15 protein-coding genes and 1 pseudogene are annotated in these 17,316 nt (G+C 63.1%); 13 read left to right on the forward strand and 3 right to left on the reverse strand.

Annotation, left to right across the window (positions count from 1 at the left end; all coding sequences use genetic code 11):
- The first annotated feature begins 98 nt into the window (after window positions 1–98).
- The 5 genes from E4P29_RS22705 to E4P29_RS22725 all read left to right on the forward strand — a co-directional run bounded on the left by E4P29_RS22705 (window position 99) and on the right by E4P29_RS22725 (window position 6,458).
- Window positions 99–1,781 (forward strand): Mu transposase C-terminal domain-containing protein, encoded by a 1,683-nt coding sequence (locus E4P29_RS22705; RefSeq protein ID WP_032389201.1) that lies wholly within the window; start codon window positions 99–101, stop codon window positions 1,779–1,781.
- A 64-nt stretch (window positions 1,782–1,845) separates the two neighbouring features.
- Window positions 1,846–2,751 carry a TniB family NTP-binding protein gene (locus tag E4P29_RS22710; protein WP_032364243.1) on the forward strand — a complete coding sequence of 302 codons (906 nt, stop codon included), beginning with the start codon at window positions 1,846–1,848 and terminating at the stop codon, window positions 2,749–2,751.
- A complete protein-coding gene (locus E4P29_RS22715) occupies window positions 2,748–3,989 on the forward strand; it encodes a TniQ family protein (protein WP_052047645.1) in 1,242 nt (413 codons plus the stop codon). Before E4P29_RS22710 ends, E4P29_RS22715 begins: the two co-directional genes overlap by 4 nt.
- A 190-nt stretch (window positions 3,990–4,179) precedes the next feature.
- The gene (locus E4P29_RS22720; protein ID WP_032364181.1) at window positions 4,180–5,346 is read left to right on the forward strand and encodes a site-specific integrase; all 1,167 of its coding nucleotides are present in this window, start codon (window positions 4,180–4,182) and stop codon (window positions 5,344–5,346) included.
- A 368-nt stretch (window positions 5,347–5,714) separates the two neighbouring features.
- Window positions 5,715–6,458 (forward strand): recombinase, encoded by a 744-nt coding sequence (locus E4P29_RS22725; RefSeq protein WP_230591063.1) that lies wholly within the window; start codon window positions 5,715–5,717, stop codon window positions 6,456–6,458.
- Between the two features lie 137 nt (window positions 6,459–6,595).
- Here the strand turns inward: E4P29_RS22725 and E4P29_RS22730 are convergent, their stop codons facing one another.
- A complete protein-coding gene (locus tag E4P29_RS22730; RefSeq protein WP_052047647.1) occupies window positions 6,596–7,624 on the reverse strand; it encodes an AraC family transcriptional regulator in 1,029 nt (342 codons plus the stop codon).
- A gap of 109 nt (window positions 7,625–7,733) precedes the next feature.
- On the opposite strand from E4P29_RS22730, the gene E4P29_RS22735 reads away from it, so the two are divergent.
- From E4P29_RS22735 to E4P29_RS22760, 6 genes are all read left to right on the forward strand, one after another.
- Entirely contained in the window at window positions 7,734–8,054 is a 321-nt protein-coding gene (locus tag E4P29_RS22735) for a 2Fe-2S iron-sulfur cluster-binding protein (RefSeq protein ID WP_024793405.1), read from the forward strand.
- Between the two features lie 24 nt (window positions 8,055–8,078).
- Entirely contained in the window at window positions 8,079–9,467 is a 1,389-nt protein-coding gene (locus tag E4P29_RS22740) for a cytochrome P450 (protein ID WP_032364182.1), read from the forward strand.
- On the forward strand, window positions 9,464–10,672 hold the full coding sequence (locus E4P29_RS22745; RefSeq protein WP_032370840.1) for an FAD-dependent oxidoreductase: 1,209 nt from the start codon (window positions 9,464–9,466) through the stop codon (window positions 10,670–10,672). The genes E4P29_RS22740 and E4P29_RS22745 overlap by 4 nt, the downstream gene beginning before the upstream one ends.
- A gap of 69 nt (window positions 10,673–10,741) precedes the next feature.
- Window positions 10,742–11,482 carry a transglutaminase domain-containing protein gene (locus tag E4P29_RS22750; protein ID WP_032370982.1) on the forward strand — a complete coding sequence of 247 codons (741 nt, stop codon included), beginning with the start codon at window positions 10,742–10,744 and terminating at the stop codon, window positions 11,480–11,482.
- A gap of 396 nt (window positions 11,483–11,878) precedes the next feature.
- The gene (locus E4P29_RS22755; protein WP_032364247.1) at window positions 11,879–12,715 is read left to right on the forward strand and encodes an SDR family oxidoreductase; all 837 of its coding nucleotides are present in this window, start codon (window positions 11,879–11,881) and stop codon (window positions 12,713–12,715) included.
- 46 nt (window positions 12,716–12,761) lie between these two features.
- A complete protein-coding gene (locus tag E4P29_RS22760; protein WP_032382558.1) occupies window positions 12,762–13,826 on the forward strand; it encodes a BtrH N-terminal domain-containing protein in 1,065 nt (354 codons plus the stop codon).
- A gap of 58 nt (window positions 13,827–13,884) precedes the next feature.
- Here the strand turns inward: E4P29_RS22760 and E4P29_RS26475 are convergent.
- Window positions 13,885–14,001: pseudogene (locus E4P29_RS26475) on the reverse strand (transposase); the annotation flags it as partial.
- A 242-nt stretch (window positions 14,002–14,243) separates the two neighbouring features.
- On the opposite strand from E4P29_RS26475, the gene E4P29_RS22770 reads away from it, so the two are divergent.
- Window positions 14,244–14,798, forward strand: a complete 555-nt coding sequence (locus E4P29_RS22770; protein WP_032364186.1) for a PaaI family thioesterase — start codon at window positions 14,244–14,246, stop codon at window positions 14,796–14,798.
- A 16-nt stretch (window positions 14,799–14,814) separates the two neighbouring features.
- Here E4P29_RS22770 and E4P29_RS22775 read toward each other — a convergent pair whose 3' ends face one another.
- Window positions 14,815–16,308: an MFS transporter gene (locus tag E4P29_RS22775; RefSeq protein WP_080731822.1), complete on the reverse strand. Its 1,494-nt coding sequence runs from the start codon at window positions 16,306–16,308 to the stop codon at window positions 14,815–14,817.
- A gap of 185 nt (window positions 16,309–16,493) precedes the next feature.
- On the opposite strand from E4P29_RS22775, the gene E4P29_RS22780 reads away from it, so the two are divergent.
- The gene (locus E4P29_RS22780; RefSeq protein ID WP_032364248.1) at window positions 16,494–17,198 is read left to right on the forward strand and encodes a TetR/AcrR family transcriptional regulator; all 705 of its coding nucleotides are present in this window, start codon (window positions 16,494–16,496) and stop codon (window positions 17,196–17,198) included.
- The last annotated feature ends 118 nt before the right edge of the window (window positions 17,199–17,316 follow it).

Genomic DNA, 17,316 nt, shown 5'->3' on the forward strand with positions numbered 1-17,316 from the left:
CCTGGGGTTTCACCTCCGATTGCAGTGGTCTTCTGACATTCTGAGTGCAGAAGTGGACTGCACAATCGGTCACCTGGGTCGGGTGTTCGGAGGCTGCAATGGATGCGGAGAAGTTCGACGTCGTCGAGGCTGGTGTCTTGACCGCGTCGGCCGAGCAGTGGGAGCAGGCACGGGCACGGTTCGCAGTGCTCAACGAGCTGATGAATCGATCCGCGATCGGTACCTCCGCGGTCGAGGATGCAGCGCAACAGTTGAGTGTCTCGCCCCGGCGGGTGTACGCGCTGCTGTCCATACTCCGGAATGGGGAAGGGGCGGTTACCGATCTACTGGTCTCCGCGCCCGCAGGCGGACGTGGACGCTCCCGCGTGCCAGACGAGGTGGAAGACGTGATCACCGAGCACATCAACCGTGAATTCCTGGCTCGTCAGAAACTCAGTGTCGCTGCACTACATCGTCGTATCGCGCAGGCCTGTCACCGCGCCGGACTCCCGATCCCAGCCCGCAACACAGTCAATGCCCGGATCGCAGCAATGCACCCGGGCCGTGTCGCACGCTCACGTGGCGGACCGGACGCCGCCAGGTCGCGGCAATCCGCGGGCGATGTCCCGCCGCCGGTGACGGCCGTTCTCCAGCAAGTACAGATCGATCACACCGTGGTCGATCTGATGATCGTCGACGAATACGACCGGGCGCCGATCGGACGTCCTTATCTCACGATTGCCATCGATGTCCTCAGCCGCTGCATACCTGGGTTCGTGGTAACTCTCGATCCGCCGTCCGCAGTGTCGGTCGGGTTGTGTCTGGGCCGGGTGTGCTCGGACAAAAGCGTATGGATCGACTCTCTGGGCCTCGGCGCGGATGTGCGGTGGCCGATGGCCGGAAAGCCGCACCGCCTGTACATCGACAACGCTTCCGAGTTCAAAAGTGAAGCGCTCCAGCGCGGTTGCGAGCAACACGGCATCGACCTCGGCTACCGCCCACCCGGCAGGCCGCATTACGGCGGGATCGTCGAACGCATCATCGGCACCGTCATGACCCAGGTCCACGAACTCCCCGGCACCACATTCTCGAACCCAACTCAGCGGGGCAGCTACGACTCGGATAGTAAGGCGGCGTTGACGTTACGAGAACTGGAACGCTGGCTGGTCCTGGCGGTCGCGGCGTATCACGCAGAGGTGCACACCGGCCTCCGGCAGAGCCCGGCTGCGCGGTGGACCAGCAGCACCGACGCTGACAGTGCTCTGGCGAGCTCGACGGTGGTGGACGAGACCGCATTCCTGGTGGACTTCCTTCCCGTCATCCGCCGTCGCCTCACGCGGACGGGGTTCGTCATCGACCACATCCAGTACTTCGCGAACGCTCTGAAACCGTGGATCGCCCGACGAGAGACCCTGGGCCAGTTTGTGATCCGCCGGGACCCACGAGATCTGAGCAGGGTGTGGGTCCTGGACCCCGACAGCGGCGGCGGATACATCGAGGTGCCGTATCGAACGATGTCACATCCAGCGGTGACCTTGTGGGAACATCGCGCAGCAGTGACACGACTGCGCGAACACGGCCGAGCACATATCGACGAACACGCCTTGTTCTCGATGATCGACAAGATGCGAGAGATCGCAACATCGGCGCAGAAGGACACCAGACGGGCTCGACGTAACCGCAGTCGTCGTGCGCACCTGAGCAGCGTCGTGACATCACCGAACGCGATGGGCCCGCCCGAGCTTGGCCCAGGCACCGACGACGTGTCGGTTCCGATCTTCGACGACATCGAAGAATGGTGAAACGGTGAACAACGACCCCCGAATCACGCCCGCAGGCGACGGCGACGACCGTAGCTGCCAAGACATCGACCCCGGTAGTGCGGACCTCAACCATCTGCGCAGTTCGGTCAGACCGATCGCGGTTCTCCCTGCCGCGCAACGCATCAGGCACATTCGCACGGAACGGTGGATCGGGTATCCGCGTGCACGGTCGGTGATCGAGCACCTCGAGACGTTGCTGGGGTGGCCGGATCGGCAACGAATGCCGAACCTGCTTCTGATCGGACCGACGAACAACGGCAAGTCGATGATCATCGAGAAGTTCCGGCGTGCGCACCCTGCGGTCACCTTGCCCGACCGTGAGCAGATACCGGTGCTGTGTATGCAGATGCCCCCGGACCCAGCACCCGGACGGTTCTACCTGGCGATGCTCGCGGCACTCGGAACGCCGATGCGCCCGCGAAGCCGCGTTCACGAACTCGAACAGCAAGCGGTTACGCTGCTGCGAGCGACCGGGGTGCGGATGCTGATCATCGACGAGCTCCACAATGTTCTTGCCGGCCGCGACAACGTGCGCCGAGAATTTCTGAACCTGTTGCGGTTTCTTGGCAACGAGCTGCGGATCCCTCTCGTCGGAGTCGGTACCCGAGAGGCGTACCTCGCTATCCGCAGCGATGGGCAGTTGGAGAACCGTTTTCACCCCATGACGCTGCCGATCTGGACCAACGACACCGACACCCGCTCCCTGCTGGCGAGTTTCACCGCCAGCTTCCCATTGCGTGCGCCCTCGCATCTGACATCGGCGGAGATGACCGACTACCTCCTCACCCGGTGTGAGGGCACCATCGGCGAACTGGCCACGCTGTTGACCGCGGCCGCAGTGACCGCATTAGAGGCCGGAGAGGAAGCGATCACCTCACAGGTGTTGACGCAGACCGTCTACTCCGGGCCTACCGAACGCCGCCGCCACTTCGAGCGGCACCTGGCATGACAATTCCATCCGATGCCCCTGCAGCGCACACAGCGCTCGCCCACAGTGCGTATCCGCGGTGGCCCCTTCACCCGCAACCACTACCTGGTGAGACTCTGATGTCGTGGCTGGCCCGGACCAGCGCACTGTATTCGTTGATCAATACAGCGGACCTTCTCGACGGGCTCGGCTTCGAGAGTCCGGGCGTGGACCTGGACCGCTACACACCCGAGCCGGTGCTGGACGCCCTCGCCCAGAGGAGCACCTGTGCGGCGGAACGGCTGCGTGAGATGACGCTAGCGGGGTGCACGCCCTGGCTCCTCGACAGCACCGACCCCGCCGAATGTGACTTCGACACCTACGCCCATCAGTTCTCTGTCCTACTACCGGCGGGTCTGGCGATGGCAGATCGACGTCGACGCGCACCGCCCGCCGGCATGTGGCTTCCCTGGGTGAGCAAGCTCGATACGCGGGCATGTCCCTTGTGTATCGACGACCTCGACACAGACGCCGATATCGCGGTCATGATGGCTCATCAGTACCCGATGCTGACCAGCTGCACGAAACATCACTGTCGACTGGAATTCTGCAGTGTCGTACCCGGCAGGCTGGTCTTCTGGGAGAGGACACCAGCAGGCTCGGACGATCACGCATCACCGATACCGGTACCGGCAGTCGTCGCAGAAATCGACCGGCGCACCGCCGCCGCATTGACGAGCGGGTCGGTCGAGCTCGGCGCGGGCCGTGTTCATGCCGCAGTGTGGTTCAGGCTGCTGCGTACCGTCGTCGACGAGGTATCGACGCCGCTGGTCCGCACCGGATGGTGGGCGAAGCCACTGAGCGCGATCTGGAAGTCCACCGGCCATTCTCGCCCGCTCCGGACATCATGGGTTCCGTTCGAGCAACTGCGGTGGGACGAGCAAGCGAAGGTTTTGTTTGCCGCCGCGACCGCGATCATCGCGGTGGAGAACGATGAGATGGCCGCGAGCGGTGCTGATGCCTGCTTGCTGCGGCCGCGACGGTACGAGCCGGTCGATCCGGGGACCGCTCCGACAAGGTCTCGCAGTCCGGTACCCGCCCGCAGCGCTTGGGACGGTGTGATTGCGGCGATCGATGCCGCTGTCGCCGCCGCCCGCGTCGACAGCGACGCCGCCCGATCTCTGTTCGGATTGGCGAGAACGGGTTGCCGCACCGAAGAAGACATCGATGAGCTGGCCTATGCCTTCGTCGAGCTCGGCATCCGACTGGACTGGGACTGAAGCGCGCATGATCACCCCACGTTTTTCTACGCCCGCTTTTACGCGGGAATCAATCGCCTCCTGTAGTCACCCACGGTCTGTGTGCGGTGACCGACGAGAATTTCCGTTCCCGCACCGTCTTCGTCTAAATCCCTGCTCAGCGCGTTTCAACTCGAAAGAGCTGTCGGGGGTGCTCGCTACAGTCCCTGTCATGGCAGATCGGCAGCTAGGTGAGGTCCTGGACACGGATTCAGTCGTCCCGGTGAGGAGTGCGGAGGTGTTTCCGGACCTGTCGGGCGAGGTCGCCGCTCGGATCGAACGGTCGATGGCGTCGGCACGGTCCGGTGCTACCCGCCGCGCCTACGATTCGGCGTGGCGACGCTTCGAGACCTGGTGCACCGTCGCCGGGCACCACGCGTTGCCGGCGCATCCCGCTACGGTGGCGGCCTATCTCGTTGCGGCTGCCGACACGCTCACCGTCGACGGGACGCGGGCGTATGCGCCGTCGACGTTCGGCAAATGGATCGCGGCGGTCGCGGACCGCCACCGCGCTACCGGCTACGACAACCCGTGCGGGCACGAGATGGTGCGCGCCACTCTCTCGGGTATTCGGCGGGATTACGCGTCTGCGGGGGAGCGGCCCCGTAACCCGCGCGCACCGCTGCTGACCTCCGACATCACTACGATCGTCGATTACGCGCGTCGAGGTGGGGCCGGGTGGGCGTCGGAGGTCCTCGAACGCCGCGACACTGCGCTGCTCCTGATGGGCTACACCGGCGCATTCCGCCGCAGCGAACTCGTAGCGCTCGAATGCCGCGATGTCCACCGCGACCGCCTCGACGGCGCGCACGTACGTATCCGCAAATCGAAGACCGACCAGGACGGCACCGGAACCGTGAAAGCACTCCCGTTCACCGACCGCCACGAGTCATGTCCGGTCTGCGCGTGGGTGCGATGGCTGCAGATCGTCGCAGCGTTCGACACCGGCGGCAGAGTTGCTGTCATCCGAATACTTTCCCGCGCAGTGGAATTCGACTCCCATATCTGCCGCGGCACCCTTCCTGTAGTCGAGAAACGGTCCCCTCTGTTTCGGTCCGTCCGCAAGAACGGCAACCTCTCCGACACAGCCCTGTCCGGAGCCGCGGTGCACGCGGCGATCCGCCGCCGCGCTACTCGAGCTGGATACGGCCCCGACACCGTCGCCCAGCTCGGCGGGCATTCCCTCCGTTCCGGCTTCGTCACGCAGGCCTTCCGCAACGGTGCCGACGCGCATGCGATCATGCGCCAAACCGGGCACACCACACCCGCAATGGTCGAAACATACGCTCACGAGAATGCGCCACTGGTCGGCAACGCCGTCACCGAGCTCGGCCTATGACCAGGCACCCGACCGAACCAGTGAGCGGCGACGGGACGACAGGGGTAGATGCTGACCACGACGACCGCCCTTGTCCGATACGTGCATCGGACATCACGAACACGTCGATACCGAGGCGGGATCGGCACACGTGGTCACTGTTCGAGGACTGGTGCACCGCCCATGGCGAACCCCCATTGGCGGCCTCTCCTGAGTCACTTGCTCGGTTCCTGTATGCGCACCCCGCCGCGCCGACGACCCAACGCCGCCGGATCGCGGTGATCGACTCCGCTCATCATCGGCATCTATTACCTCCTCCAGGGCGCGCTGAGACCGTCCGGGCTGCGCTGGATGGGGCCCGCACGTCGCGCCTGCAGGAGGTGGCAGCCGTGATCGGCGGAATCATCGCCCGACTCCCCGAATACGGTTGGCCGTCAGCGTTGTTCGCGCGCAGAGACGCGCTGATCCTCACGCTCGCTACGACAGGTCTGCCGTACACGCAGATCGCGGCCCTGCGGGCATGCGATGTCACCGCCGATGCGGGTCTCGACGCCCTTCGCATCGAGACAGGCCGCGGCGTTCATACCCTCACCTCCCTCGCGCTGGCGGGGACGGGCATTTCTCCGCGCACGGTGTACCAGCGCTGGTGTGAGGTGCTCGGCCATCAGGCCCGGTATCCGAGCACCCGAATGCTCGCCGACGCTTTCGATGCCGTGGACGGCACCGGGCTCGGCGGATACGACCGGTATTTCGACCCGGCCGGTCAACATCCGCTGTCGACTGCGATCGACCGGTGGGGCCACACCCCGTTGGCTGCGACCCCGCTGACCGCCCGTGCGGTAGCGGGCATCGTGCGAATGCACTGGGACGGAAGGGCACCCACCCACCTGCAGCCCACTGCGCGGTCACAACATCCGGAGCAGATCGCGGCACCGGATCCAGTACCGCGGGTTCTACTCGACCCCGGCTACTACGAACGCGGAACGCTTGCGCGTAGACACGCCCACGGTCTTCTCGACGACGTGGACTCTGTCCTGGCCGATGTCGAAACCCGCGCGGACAGCCTGTTGGAAGCTCTCGTCGACTTTCTCGAATCGGAGACCGCACGCGTGCCGGCCGACACCGTCGAGTGACTAGTGGTTGGTACTCGGGTTTGCACACACTCTTCTTCTCACGGCAGGGAGGCGGTGACGTCTCAGAAATCTCCGAGATGAAGATCGATCAGGCCGCGAACGAACGAGGCATCGATCTCGACCCCGTTCTGCGGGGTCTACGTCGAATCCGGGTCGTCTGAGAGTCGGGGATTTCGGAAATCTTTCGGAGAGCGTCCGGTCCAGCGTTTGAAGGCGTGAGAGAAGTTGGCGAGGTCGCTGTATCCGAGTTCGGTAGCGATCTCGCTGACCGAAACCGATCGGTCGAGGAGCCGTAGCATCGCGCGCTCGTACAGCAGCGAGTGGCGCACCTTGCTATAGGTGGTTCCTTCTTCGGCAAGCCGCCGTTTCAACGTGCTACTCGACATCGACAATGCTTGTGCAACATCATGGTTGGTTCGCTGTCCGAGGTCCTTTTCCAACTGTTGCCTCACCTTCTCGGCGGATGACATGGACCCACTCCGCTGGGCGAGTGTTCGCTGCAGATCAGCGATAGCGAGACGATATGCGAGGGGGTCCGAGAAGCGACAAGCCTTGTTGAGGGTCTCCTCGGGTACGTGGACGAAGGAAATCGGAGCGTCGAAGAACCGGCGATTCGCCCCCGGACCTTCGTCGTGGCTCACCTCGGCCGGCTCCGGCCAGCTCAGATGGAGTGTCACCGGCGATATGTCACCGGCGAGCATGTCCAGCAGTCGTAGTAACGCCGACCCACCGTAGGTGATGACCAAGCAGTCCAGTGCGGAATCGCCTGTGTGCGCAGTGAGCCCGACGATCAGACCGTAGTCGCCGGTGTGGAACTGCGACTTCAACGCCGTGGAGATCAATGGTAGGTATGTCAGGAGATCGACGATCTCGGCGACCGAACCAGCGCTGATCAAAGGTGAACTCAGAGGCCCGAACGATGTCAACTGGGCCTGCTCGGCAAACGCAAATCCGAGTCGAGTGGCCTGGGCGATATCGAGTTCGGGATAGACCTCCCGAAACCACCGTATCGGTGCCTGAACGTCATGCTGAATGAGCGTCGCTTCACTGGTTCCTTCGCGGTGCATGATCACACGAAGCCGCGCGGCGGCGTCAGGGTCGAGTGCGCGGCGTTCGAGCAACTGAACGAACGCAAGCGGTGGCACGCCCTCGTCGCTCAGCTTCACGGTGACCCCTTTGACCCGAATTCACAAGTTTATGACTCCACCGAACATAGCCGTCACCCGCGTTTGCGACGACACTTTCGTCAATCACGCCGGAAAACGAGGAGTTGACATGGCAGCTGTAATTTTCGTCGCCCACGATGGTGAGAAGCACGAGGCGGCTCTGGTCGAAGGTCGCTCGCTGATGCAGATTGCAACCGACAATGCTGTGCCGGGGATCGATGGAGACTGTGGGGGCGAAACGGCCTGTGGCACCTGCCATGTGATCGTCGACCCGCAGTGGTCAGGAGAGGTGGGTCTGTCCGGCGCCGACGAGGAGGAGATGCTGGCGATGAACCCCGAGCGTGAACCCACGTCTCGGTTGTCGTGCCAGATGGTGGCCTCGGAAGCGTGGGATGGCCTGATCGTTCGAACACCTGAATTCCAATTGTGATGTGCGAAAGGCAGGCACGACAGCATGAAAGTTTCTGAGTCGATCGCCGACAAGGTCCAGTCGACCATCCCGATAGGGCTGCAGATCCAGGGCGCTCATTTGTACGACAAGACCCGACGGTGGGTGACTGGCACGAATGGCAAGAAGATCTTCGTCGAAAGTCCCATCCCACCGGTCGAGGATGTCGAGCTCGCCGACATCGACCTCAGTAACCCCTTTCTTTACAGACAAGGGCGGTGGCAGTCGTACTTCGAGCGCGTGCGGAACGAGGCACCGGTGCACTACCAACCCAATAGTCCGTTCGGCCCGTTCTGGTCGGTCACGCGCCATGCCGATATCGTGGCCGTCGACAAGAATCACGCTGTGTTCTCGGCCGAACCGTTCATCGTCATCGGCGTTCCGCCCCGGTTTCTCGATATCGAGATGTTCATCGCGATGGACCCACCACACCACGACAAGCAGCGCGCTGCCGTCCAGGGGGTTGTCGCACCGAAGAACCTCCGGGAGATGGAGGGACTGATCCGATCGCGCGTACGGGAGGTATTGGACGACCTCCCCTTGAACGAGCCGTTCGACTGGGTGCAGAATGTCTCGATCGAGTTGACAGCTCGGATGCTCGCAACTCTTCTGGATTTCCCCTACGAACAACGCCGCAAACTCGTCTACTGGTCCGATTTGGCAACCTCGATGGAGCAAGCCAACGGTGGGCCCTCGGACAACGACGAGGTGTTCGAAGGCATGCGTGACATGGCCCGTGGCCTCAGCGCTCTCTGGCATGACAAAGCAGCCAGGAGGTCTGCAGGGGAAGAGTCCGGTTTCGATCTGATCACCATGTTGCAGAGCAACGAGGACACCAAGGATCTGATCGATCGTCCGATGGAATTTCTGGGCAACCTCGTCCTGCTGATCGTCGGTGGCAACGACACCACGCGAAACTCGATGAGCGGTGGCGTTCTTGCGTTGAACCAATTCCCCGACCAGTTCGAGAAATTGAAGGCCAATCCCGATTTGATCCCCAACATGAACTCGGAAATCATCCGATGGCAAACACCCTTGGCGTACATGCGCCGAATCGCCAAAGCCGACACCGTTCTGAACGGACAATTCATCCGCAAGGGTGACAAATTGGTGATGTGGTATGCCTCGGGTAACCGCGACGAACGCGTTTTCGAGAATCCTGATGATTTCATCATCGATCGTGCCAATGCGCGCAATCACATCGCGTTCGGATTCGGTGTGCACCGGTGTATGGGCAATCGGCTGGCCGAAATGCAGCTGCGGATTCTGTGGGAGGAGTTGCTTCCCCGCTTCGAGAACATCGAGGTCGTCGGCGACCCCGAGTATGTTCAGTCGAATTTCGTGCGGGGCATCAGCAAGATGATGGTGCGCCTGACGCCTACTTCCAGCGTATGACATCGCAACGGGCGATCATCGTCGGCGCAAGCCATGCTGGGGCACAACTGGCAGCTAGTTTGCGCCAAGAAGGTTGGACAGGCGACATCGTCCTCATCGGTAACGAGTCTGCCGCTCCCTATCAACGCCCCCCGCTGTCGAAGGCATACCTGGCGGGCAAATGCGTACTCGACGATATCGCCATTCGCAGCACGGACTTCTACTCCAAGCAAGGTATTCAGCTCCTGAACGCGCAGGTGGAGACCATCGTTCGGTCGGAAGGCAACGTCGTTCTCGACACCGGGGAGAAGCTGGCCTACGACAAGCTCGCGCTGTGCACGGGAGCCCGCCCTCGTCGGCTCACCGTTCCCGGGGCCGATCTCCACGGGGTCTACTACCTGCGCACCGCAGCGGACGTCGAGAGGATACGTATGGCCACCGGCCCTGGCCAGCGGGTGGTGATCGTCGGAGGCGGCTACATCGGACTCGAGACAGCGGCATCGCTGCGCGCACTGGGCGTACAGGTCACAGTCCTCGAGGCAACTGGGCGTGTGCTCGAGCGGGTCACTGCTCCCGAGGTATCGACGTTCTTCGAGCGGATACATCGCGAACAGGGAGTCGACATCAGAACGAACGCGATGGTTCAGGGCCTGTCCGGTGACCGTGAGGTTCGTGAAATCACCTTGGCCAGCGGAGAATCGATCCCCGCAGATCTGGTCATCGTCGGTGTCGGCGTCGAGCCGAACACCGACCTCGCCGCCGATGCGGGTCTTGTCATCGACAACGGCATCGTGATCGACGATCACACTCGGACCAACGACCCCGACATCATGGCGGCGGGGGACTGCGCGAGCCACGACATGGCCCGTTACGGCCGTCGACTACGGTTGGAGTCCGTCTCGAGCGCAGGAGAGCAGGCCAAAGTCGCTGCGTCGACCGCCTGCGGGAAGTCCAGAAAAATCGAAGCGTTGCCGTGGTTCTGGTCGGATCAGTATCACTTCAAGCTGCAGATCGCCGGCCTCAACACTGGATACGACGAAGTGGTTCTCAGCGGTGACCCCACCCGCGACAGTGATTTCAGTTGCTTCTATCTCCAGGCCGGTGAGCTCATTGCCGCCGACTGCATAGGTCGCCCGCGCGAGTTCATGTACAGCAAACGGGTGATCGCCCAGCGACTCCCCGTCCAACGCGAAGACCTGATGCTCGGCGGACTCGCGCGCAACTGACCGATCCTTCGGTCGTTGTGCACACAACAGCAACCGGTTTGCTCAGAGAAGGGAACATCAGCGATGACCATGACAGACCGCCCGCCCGGAGCACATACTACGCAGCCACCACACGCATACCTGGGAGCAACGGACTTCCTCGACATCGAGCACGAATCCGTGCGGGCGTTCACCGCCGCGGCAATCGGAGATGCGAGCAGCGACCGTGACAAGGCCAGACGCCTCTTCGCCGCCGTCCGCGACCGAATCTGGTACGACCCATACACCGTGTCGGACGATCCGGCCCACTATCGAGCGAGCTTCGTCCTCGAGGCCGGGCGCGCTTACTGCGTCCCGAAGGCGGTGCTGTTGACCGCAGTGTGCCGGGCGGCGGGTATCCCAGCACTGCTCGGCTTCGCCGACGTCCGAAATCACCTGCAGACCGAGACGTTGCGCACGCTGATGGGCGGCACCGACCTGTTCGTCTACCACGGCTACAGTCGCCTCTACATCGAGGGCCGGTGGTTGAAGGCCACGCCGGCATTCAATGTCGAGTTGTGCGCTCGTTTCGGCGTGCCGCCAGTGGAATTCGACGGCGATCGCGATGCTCTCATGCATGCCTTCACCGCAGACGGAGCCCAGCACATGGAGTATGTCCGCGAGCGAGGAGTCTTCGACGACCTACCCTTGAACGCGATCTTGACGGTGCTTCGGCACGCCTACGGCCCCACGATCTTCACGGGCGCTCACCCACTCGATGATGTTTTCACCGGCCGCACCCGGCCGGACGAAACTCCCGGGGATCGAAACCTTCCGCGGGAGTCTCGATGAACACAAGCGGTGAGAACATACGCGCCGAACCCCGTATCGCGGCCGACTGCCGATCGGTCGGAGCTCTCTCCGCGAACAATCGCGATCGTGAACACTCGGACCGCCTCGGACACCTTCGAATCGGGTGAGCCGATACCTGCTGGCAGAGCTGTGCCACATGACTGTCTCGTCGCCGCGGCCGTGGTAAGGCCGACACCGGAAGTTGCACCGAACAGACGAGACTCGCTCTGCCGCTGGAATTGCGGCTGCGGGCGATGAACGACCGATCCGAACGCCTCCCCGGGCACGAGACGACGCGCGATACCCATATCCCTCTCCCGTGTGCGCAGCCGCTACCGCGAGAGCGGGCCGACAGGCGTCTACCGATGTCTCTCATCTATGCAAGGAGCGCAGCAGATGACAAACAACGCACCTCACACCCCCGCCAGGACCGTGGCGATCACAGGTGGAGCTCGCGGCATCGGCTATCAGACAGCGAAGGAGTTGATTCGACGAGGCCACCGGGTCGCCATCGGCGACATCGACGAGGCACGTGCGAAGGAGGCCGCCGCCGAACTCGGGGTGAAGGTCGTCACCCGACTCGACGTCACCGAACCTGACTCGTTCACAACGTTTCTGGACCTGGTCGAACGTGAACTCGGACCCCTCGACATCCTGATCAACAACGCGGGCATCATGCCTACCGGCCACGCCCACGAAGAGGACGATGCAGTAACCCGGCGTCAAGTCGAGATCAACGTCCTGGGTGTCATCTTCGGGACCAAACTGGCTCTTCAGCGCATGCTGCCGCGCCGCACCGGACACATCATCAACACTGCGTCATTGGCCGGCGAGCTCGCGGTACCTGGTTTGGCGACCTACTGCGCTACCAAGTTCGCAGTCATCGGATTCACAGAGGCCGCACGACTGGAGTACCGCAAGTCAGGGGTTCGACTGTCCACAGTCCGCCCGACGTTCACCAACACCGAACTCGTCGCCGGAACCGCCGGCGCAAAGGGATTACGCAACGCCGAGCCGGAGGAAATCGCCCGCGCGACAGCAGATCTGATCGAGAATCCACGCCCCTTCGTCCGCGTCACCCGTCTCGCAGGCGCAATGGTCGCGGCGGTGAAATTCGTCCCCCGGCGGCTGGCGACCGGACTGGGTGCGGCCCTGAACACAGATTCGGTGTTCCTCGCGGACGTCGACATGACTGCTCGCCGAACGTATCTCGACAGAATCCAGAACAGCTGAGCATGCCGACACGCGCGCTCGACCAACCACCCGAAAGGCAGCCACAGTGACCCCCACGACTCTGATCGAGAACTATCCCCACCGGATGGGAGGGCACTGCGGGTCAGGTGCAATGCGAGACCTTCTCCAGTGGCACGGTCTGGGATGGGACGGACCACCCGACGAGGGGTTGGTGTTCGCACTGGGTGGTGATCTCGGTTTGTCCTACCTGCGATCGGACGACCTGGTCCCACCGATGTACCTGGTCGGCCGCGGTGCCGACTTCGAGATCGACTTACCGCGCAGGCTCGGCGGACAAGTCGAGGTTCTCACGACCGACGATCCCGGTGAGGGATGGTCATGGGTTCGCGACGACATCGATGCGGGAAGACCCAGTCTGGTCTGGGCCGATATCGCTGAGCTGCCCTACTTACGGGTGAAACTGCAGATGAGTCGCCACGACATCGTGGTGATCGGCTACGACGAGATCGGGGGGACTGCCTCGGTCGTCGACAACGATCGGGCCGACGTGCAGAAGATCCCGCTCGACGCGCTGGCTCGGGCGCGATCTTCCACCTCGTTCCCGCAACCGACACGTCACTGCACGTACCGAATCACGTGGCCGCAGACACTGCCGCCCGTGTCGACTGCCGCGGCCGCGGCCTTCGCCCGATCCGCCGCCAGCATGCACGCCCCATCGACACCGGGAATAGCCGACCACATACCAGCAGCCGGTGCCGACGGTTTGGCCGCGGTCGACCAGCTGGCAACCGACGTCAAGAGCTGGGTCGACCTTCCGCCCGATGACCTCGAGACGCTGCTGTTCAGTCTCGGTATCTTCATCGAAAAGGCCGGAACCGGAGGCGGGCTCTTTCGTCGGCTTCTCGCCGACGGCTGTACCGAGATTGCACGTCTGACCGGTGATCCCGCTACCGCAGACCTCGCGGTGGCCGCCGATCACTGCGCCCAGGCCTGGACCGAAACTGCCCGCGCCGGAACACAACGCGGTCTCGATGTACGAACACGCGCAGCTGCGGTGGCCGTGTCGGCTGCCAGACTGTCGGAACTCGAGCTGATCCTGGTGGAGTCCCTGGAGTCTGCTTCACGCTCGCTGTCCGCCATCACGAGATGATGCCCACCGTCGTTCGATGGCGCGCGGTACACGGGGCGCATCGCACTGTGCTGCAGCTGTCGTCGCCGACACCGTACGCCCTGGCGACCTCACTGATCGGCTTGGAAGAGTCGATGACCTCTCGGCACAGTTCGTCTTTGAACTCGGTGCTGAAAGATCGACGCGATCTGCTCATGCTTGTAGATCCCTATTCCAAGCGGGTCTAGTGTCCGAATCCCTGGGCCGATCAGATCACGACGCCAGCCACTGGGCTGCGGGGTGGATGACCCTCATCTGCAACCTCGCCGACGTTTTCAACGCGCGGTTCACTTCTGACATAGTGCAGTTTATCTATCGAAACTAACAGCGGTGCAGGCCGAGCGCACGATGACGCGACAGACTCGGCACAATTTTTTTTCACGACAGAGAGGTCCGACCATGAAAAGAGTTCCGGACGAGGTCAGCGGGTCGGCCGGCCCGGCTGTCGAGAACTGGGCGCGCTCGTTCTGGAGCACGAGTTTCGACTCGCCTGATCTACCGCCCCACCACCCCGACTGTCTTGGTTGTGGGCCGCAGAACCCGCACGGCCACGCCCTGTCGGTCCAGCGTGACGAGAACGGCGTGGTGGCTCACCATGTGTTCGATCAACGTCATGTCGGGGCACCCGGGATAGCACACGGAGGCGCGGTGGCGACCGTTCTCGACGATCTGTTCGGCTTCCTGCTCTACACAGTGGGTGAGCTCGCCGTGACGCGGCGTCTCGAGCTCGACTACCTGGCGCCGGTTCTGCTCGGCACTCCATACGTATTGCGTGCTGCCGTTCGGTCTCGTGATGGGCGCAAACTGGATCTCACGGCCACGATGGACGATGCGCAGGGCCGCTCGGTAGCCACCGCTACTGCCCTGTTCGTGGTGGTCGAGGTCGAACACTTCATGCAGTCCCAAGCCCGAGCCCAACTCCGGGCCACGGACACGAATCACACCGAAGAATAGACACCCTGGCCGACCTTCACCGACGTCCATCACCCGCGGTGGCTGTCGTACGGCTGCGTCTACCTGGCGCAAAGACGGCGAGGACGAGTGCCCCAGCGGCGGTCAGCGCCGCCAACGACAGTGTCGCCTGACCACTTCCGTGTACGAATGCGGCTCTGGCGAACTCGGCCAGCGGCTGACCAGCTGGTCCTGCGCGGTCGGCGACCTGTAACGCGGCGGCCAGAGAATCGGCCACCGGACCACGGGCAGGCTCGGGTAGCTGGGGCAGAGCCGGCTGAATGTGCTGAACGTAACCGGCCGCGAGCACGCTACCGGCTACCGCAATCCCAATCGCGGCACCGATTTCGCGAGCTGCGTCGTTGACCGCGGCAGCCACCCCGTGCTTGGCCTCAGGAGTGTCCGAGACGATGGCGAAAGTCGCAGGGGCGGTACACAACCCCAAACCCGCACTCATGATGAGCAAGGGCCACAGCAGGTCAGGGTAAGTCGCCGCGACGGTCAGTCTGCTCACCATCACCAGTCCCGCCGCGATGGTGAGCAGACCTACAGTGGTCATCACCCGCAGCCCAACAATGTTCGACAGCCAGGGTGCAATCACCGAGATCACGATGAGCGGCACGACCATAGGGGTCAACGCCAACGCGGCGGTGAGCGGTCCATAACCGAGAATCAACTGCAGATACTGCACCAACAGCAAGAACACCCCGAAGGTCACCAGAAATTGGATACAGACAGACAGCGCGCCGGCACCGAAACCACGGCGGGCGAACAACCGGACATCGAGTAGGGGTGCCGAGGAACGTAGTTCTACGACGACGAACACCGCAACCGCAAACAAGCCCACCGCAGTGCTGATGGCGACGAGCGAATCCGACCAGCCACGGGCCGGAACCTCGATCACAGCGAAGACGATCGCCCCGACCGCGACAACTACGGTCACCGCGCCCACCCAATCGACCGGTGGATGCTCCTGCTGGCGGGACTCCGCGATACTGCATGCCAACCCGGCCAGAACCGCTCCGGCGACGGTCAACCCGACGAACACCGAGGTCCACGACCACTGCTCGAGCAGCACACCAGCCCCGAGGATGCCCAGGACCGCCCCGGATCCAGCAACCCCGGCCCACACACCTACAGCGCGGCCGCGATGCGCCGGTGGAAATCCCGCGGTCAGTATCGACAGCGTCGAGGGCATGACCAGCGCCGCACCCGCCCCAGCCAACGCGCGAGCAGCGATCAGCCACGCCGGGTCGGCGAGAAACAAGGGCAATGCCGACGCGAAAGCGAACAACGCCAACCCCGCCACGAGCACCCCCCGGCGACCGTACCGGTCACCGATCGCACCGGCAGGCAGAACGAAGCACGCCAAAACCAACGTATAACCGTCGACTATCCAGGTCAGTTGGGCTTGCGTCGCCCCTGTCGCGACCGCGATCTGGGGCAACGCTGAATACAATGCTGCCATTGCGGCCACCACCAACGCGACTGCCATGCACGACACAATCAACATCCACCACTGGGCACCGCTCCATCGAGCGACGCTGGCAGAGTCGGATCTACGTTCGTTCAACGGCCAGCCTCCCAGTTCGAGACTGATCGTCTCGGTTCGAGACTATTAGTATCACAACTCTGCGGGTGTGACAGAATGATCAATCGAGGACATGTCTTGTCAGTCAAATGGAGCGGAGCCCGTTCATGGTCGACCCTCTCGTTGCAACCGAGGGCTCGGCCGACCCCCGGCTGGCGCGCTCACGTAACCGGTTACTCGAAGCGGCCGGTCAGCTGCTGTCCACCGGCGGTGTGGAGGCGGTCACCGTGGAGGCGGTCACCCGCATGTCGAAGGTTGCACGTGCCACTCTGTACCGACATTTCGGAAGTACCACTGACCTGCTCGCTGCAACCTTCGAGCGACTATTACCCCCAGTCGACACCGATATCGATACCGGTCCGCTACGTGAACGTCTGATTTCGTTGCTCACCACCCAAGCCGACCTCATCGACCAAGCTCCGGTGCAGATGACCACGCTGGCCTGGCTGGCAATGGGGCCCGTCAACAGCGGCGACGCCAGCCGGCGCGATCTCGATCCTGGCGCGGTGGTCTCGCTTCGGGCCCGTGTCATAGAGCAATACCGCAGGTCCCTGGATCAGATCCTGACGGCGCCTGACGCTCGCGCTGTGCTCGGCGAGATCGACACCACCTTCGCCCTCATTCAGCTCCTCGGACCGATAGTGTTCGCTCGCCTCACAGGACTGCGCCACATCCACGCCGACGACTGCATCCAAATCGTCGACAACTTTCTCGCCGCCCATGCCGCAAGTGTCCGATCGAGCACTTCGCGCGACAACAGCCGTCCATGGCCGGCCGCGGCGCTAGACCCGCAGCTCACCGACGGCCAGTAAAACTTGATGGGAAATTTCACCATCAATGCGCTATCCAGTCAGGGATCGCAGCGCTCACTGGATAAGGCCGGACGTGTGCTCGAGAACTCGGAGTTGCACTGCAGTGCACTTCTGACAT

The organism is Rhodococcus sp. 1R11 (genome assembly GCF_004563845.1).
In the GTDB taxonomy this organism is placed as follows: Bacteria; Actinomycetota; Actinomycetes; order Mycobacteriales; family Mycobacteriaceae; genus Rhodococcoides.

Bases quoted from the DNA above. Each gene is read 5' to 3' on its own strand.
- E4P29_RS22750 (WP_032370982.1), top strand. From the start codon at position 10,742: ATGACAGACCGCCCGCCCGGAGCACATACTACGCAGCCACCACACGCA.
- E4P29_RS22720 (WP_032364181.1), top strand. From the start codon at position 4,180: ATGGCAGATCGGCAGCTAGGTGAGGTCCTGGACACGGATTCAGTCGTC.
- E4P29_RS22740 (WP_032364182.1), top strand. From the start codon at position 8,079: ATGAAAGTTTCTGAGTCGATCGCCGACAAGGTCCAGTCGACCATCCCG.
- E4P29_RS22715 (WP_052047645.1), top strand. From the start codon at position 2,748: ATGACAATTCCATCCGATGCCCCTGCAGCGCACACAGCGCTCGCCCAC.
- E4P29_RS22705 (WP_032389201.1), top strand. From the start codon at position 99: ATGGATGCGGAGAAGTTCGACGTCGTCGAGGCTGGTGTCTTGACCGCG.
- E4P29_RS22770 (WP_032364186.1), top strand. From the start codon at position 14,244: ATGAAAAGAGTTCCGGACGAGGTCAGCGGGTCGGCCGGCCCGGCTGTC.
- E4P29_RS22735 (WP_024793405.1), top strand. From the start codon at position 7,734: ATGGCAGCTGTAATTTTCGTCGCCCACGATGGTGAGAAGCACGAGGCG.
- E4P29_RS22745 (WP_032370840.1), top strand. From the start codon at position 9,464: ATGACATCGCAACGGGCGATCATCGTCGGCGCAAGCCATGCTGGGGCA.
- E4P29_RS22780 (WP_032364248.1), top strand. From the start codon at position 16,494: ATGGTCGACCCTCTCGTTGCAACCGAGGGCTCGGCCGACCCCCGGCTG.
- E4P29_RS22775 (WP_080731822.1), bottom strand. From the start codon at position 16,308: ATGTTGATTGTGTCGTGCATGGCAGTCGCGTTGGTGGTGGCCGCAATG.
- E4P29_RS22755 (WP_032364247.1), top strand. From the start codon at position 11,879: ATGACAAACAACGCACCTCACACCCCCGCCAGGACCGTGGCGATCACA.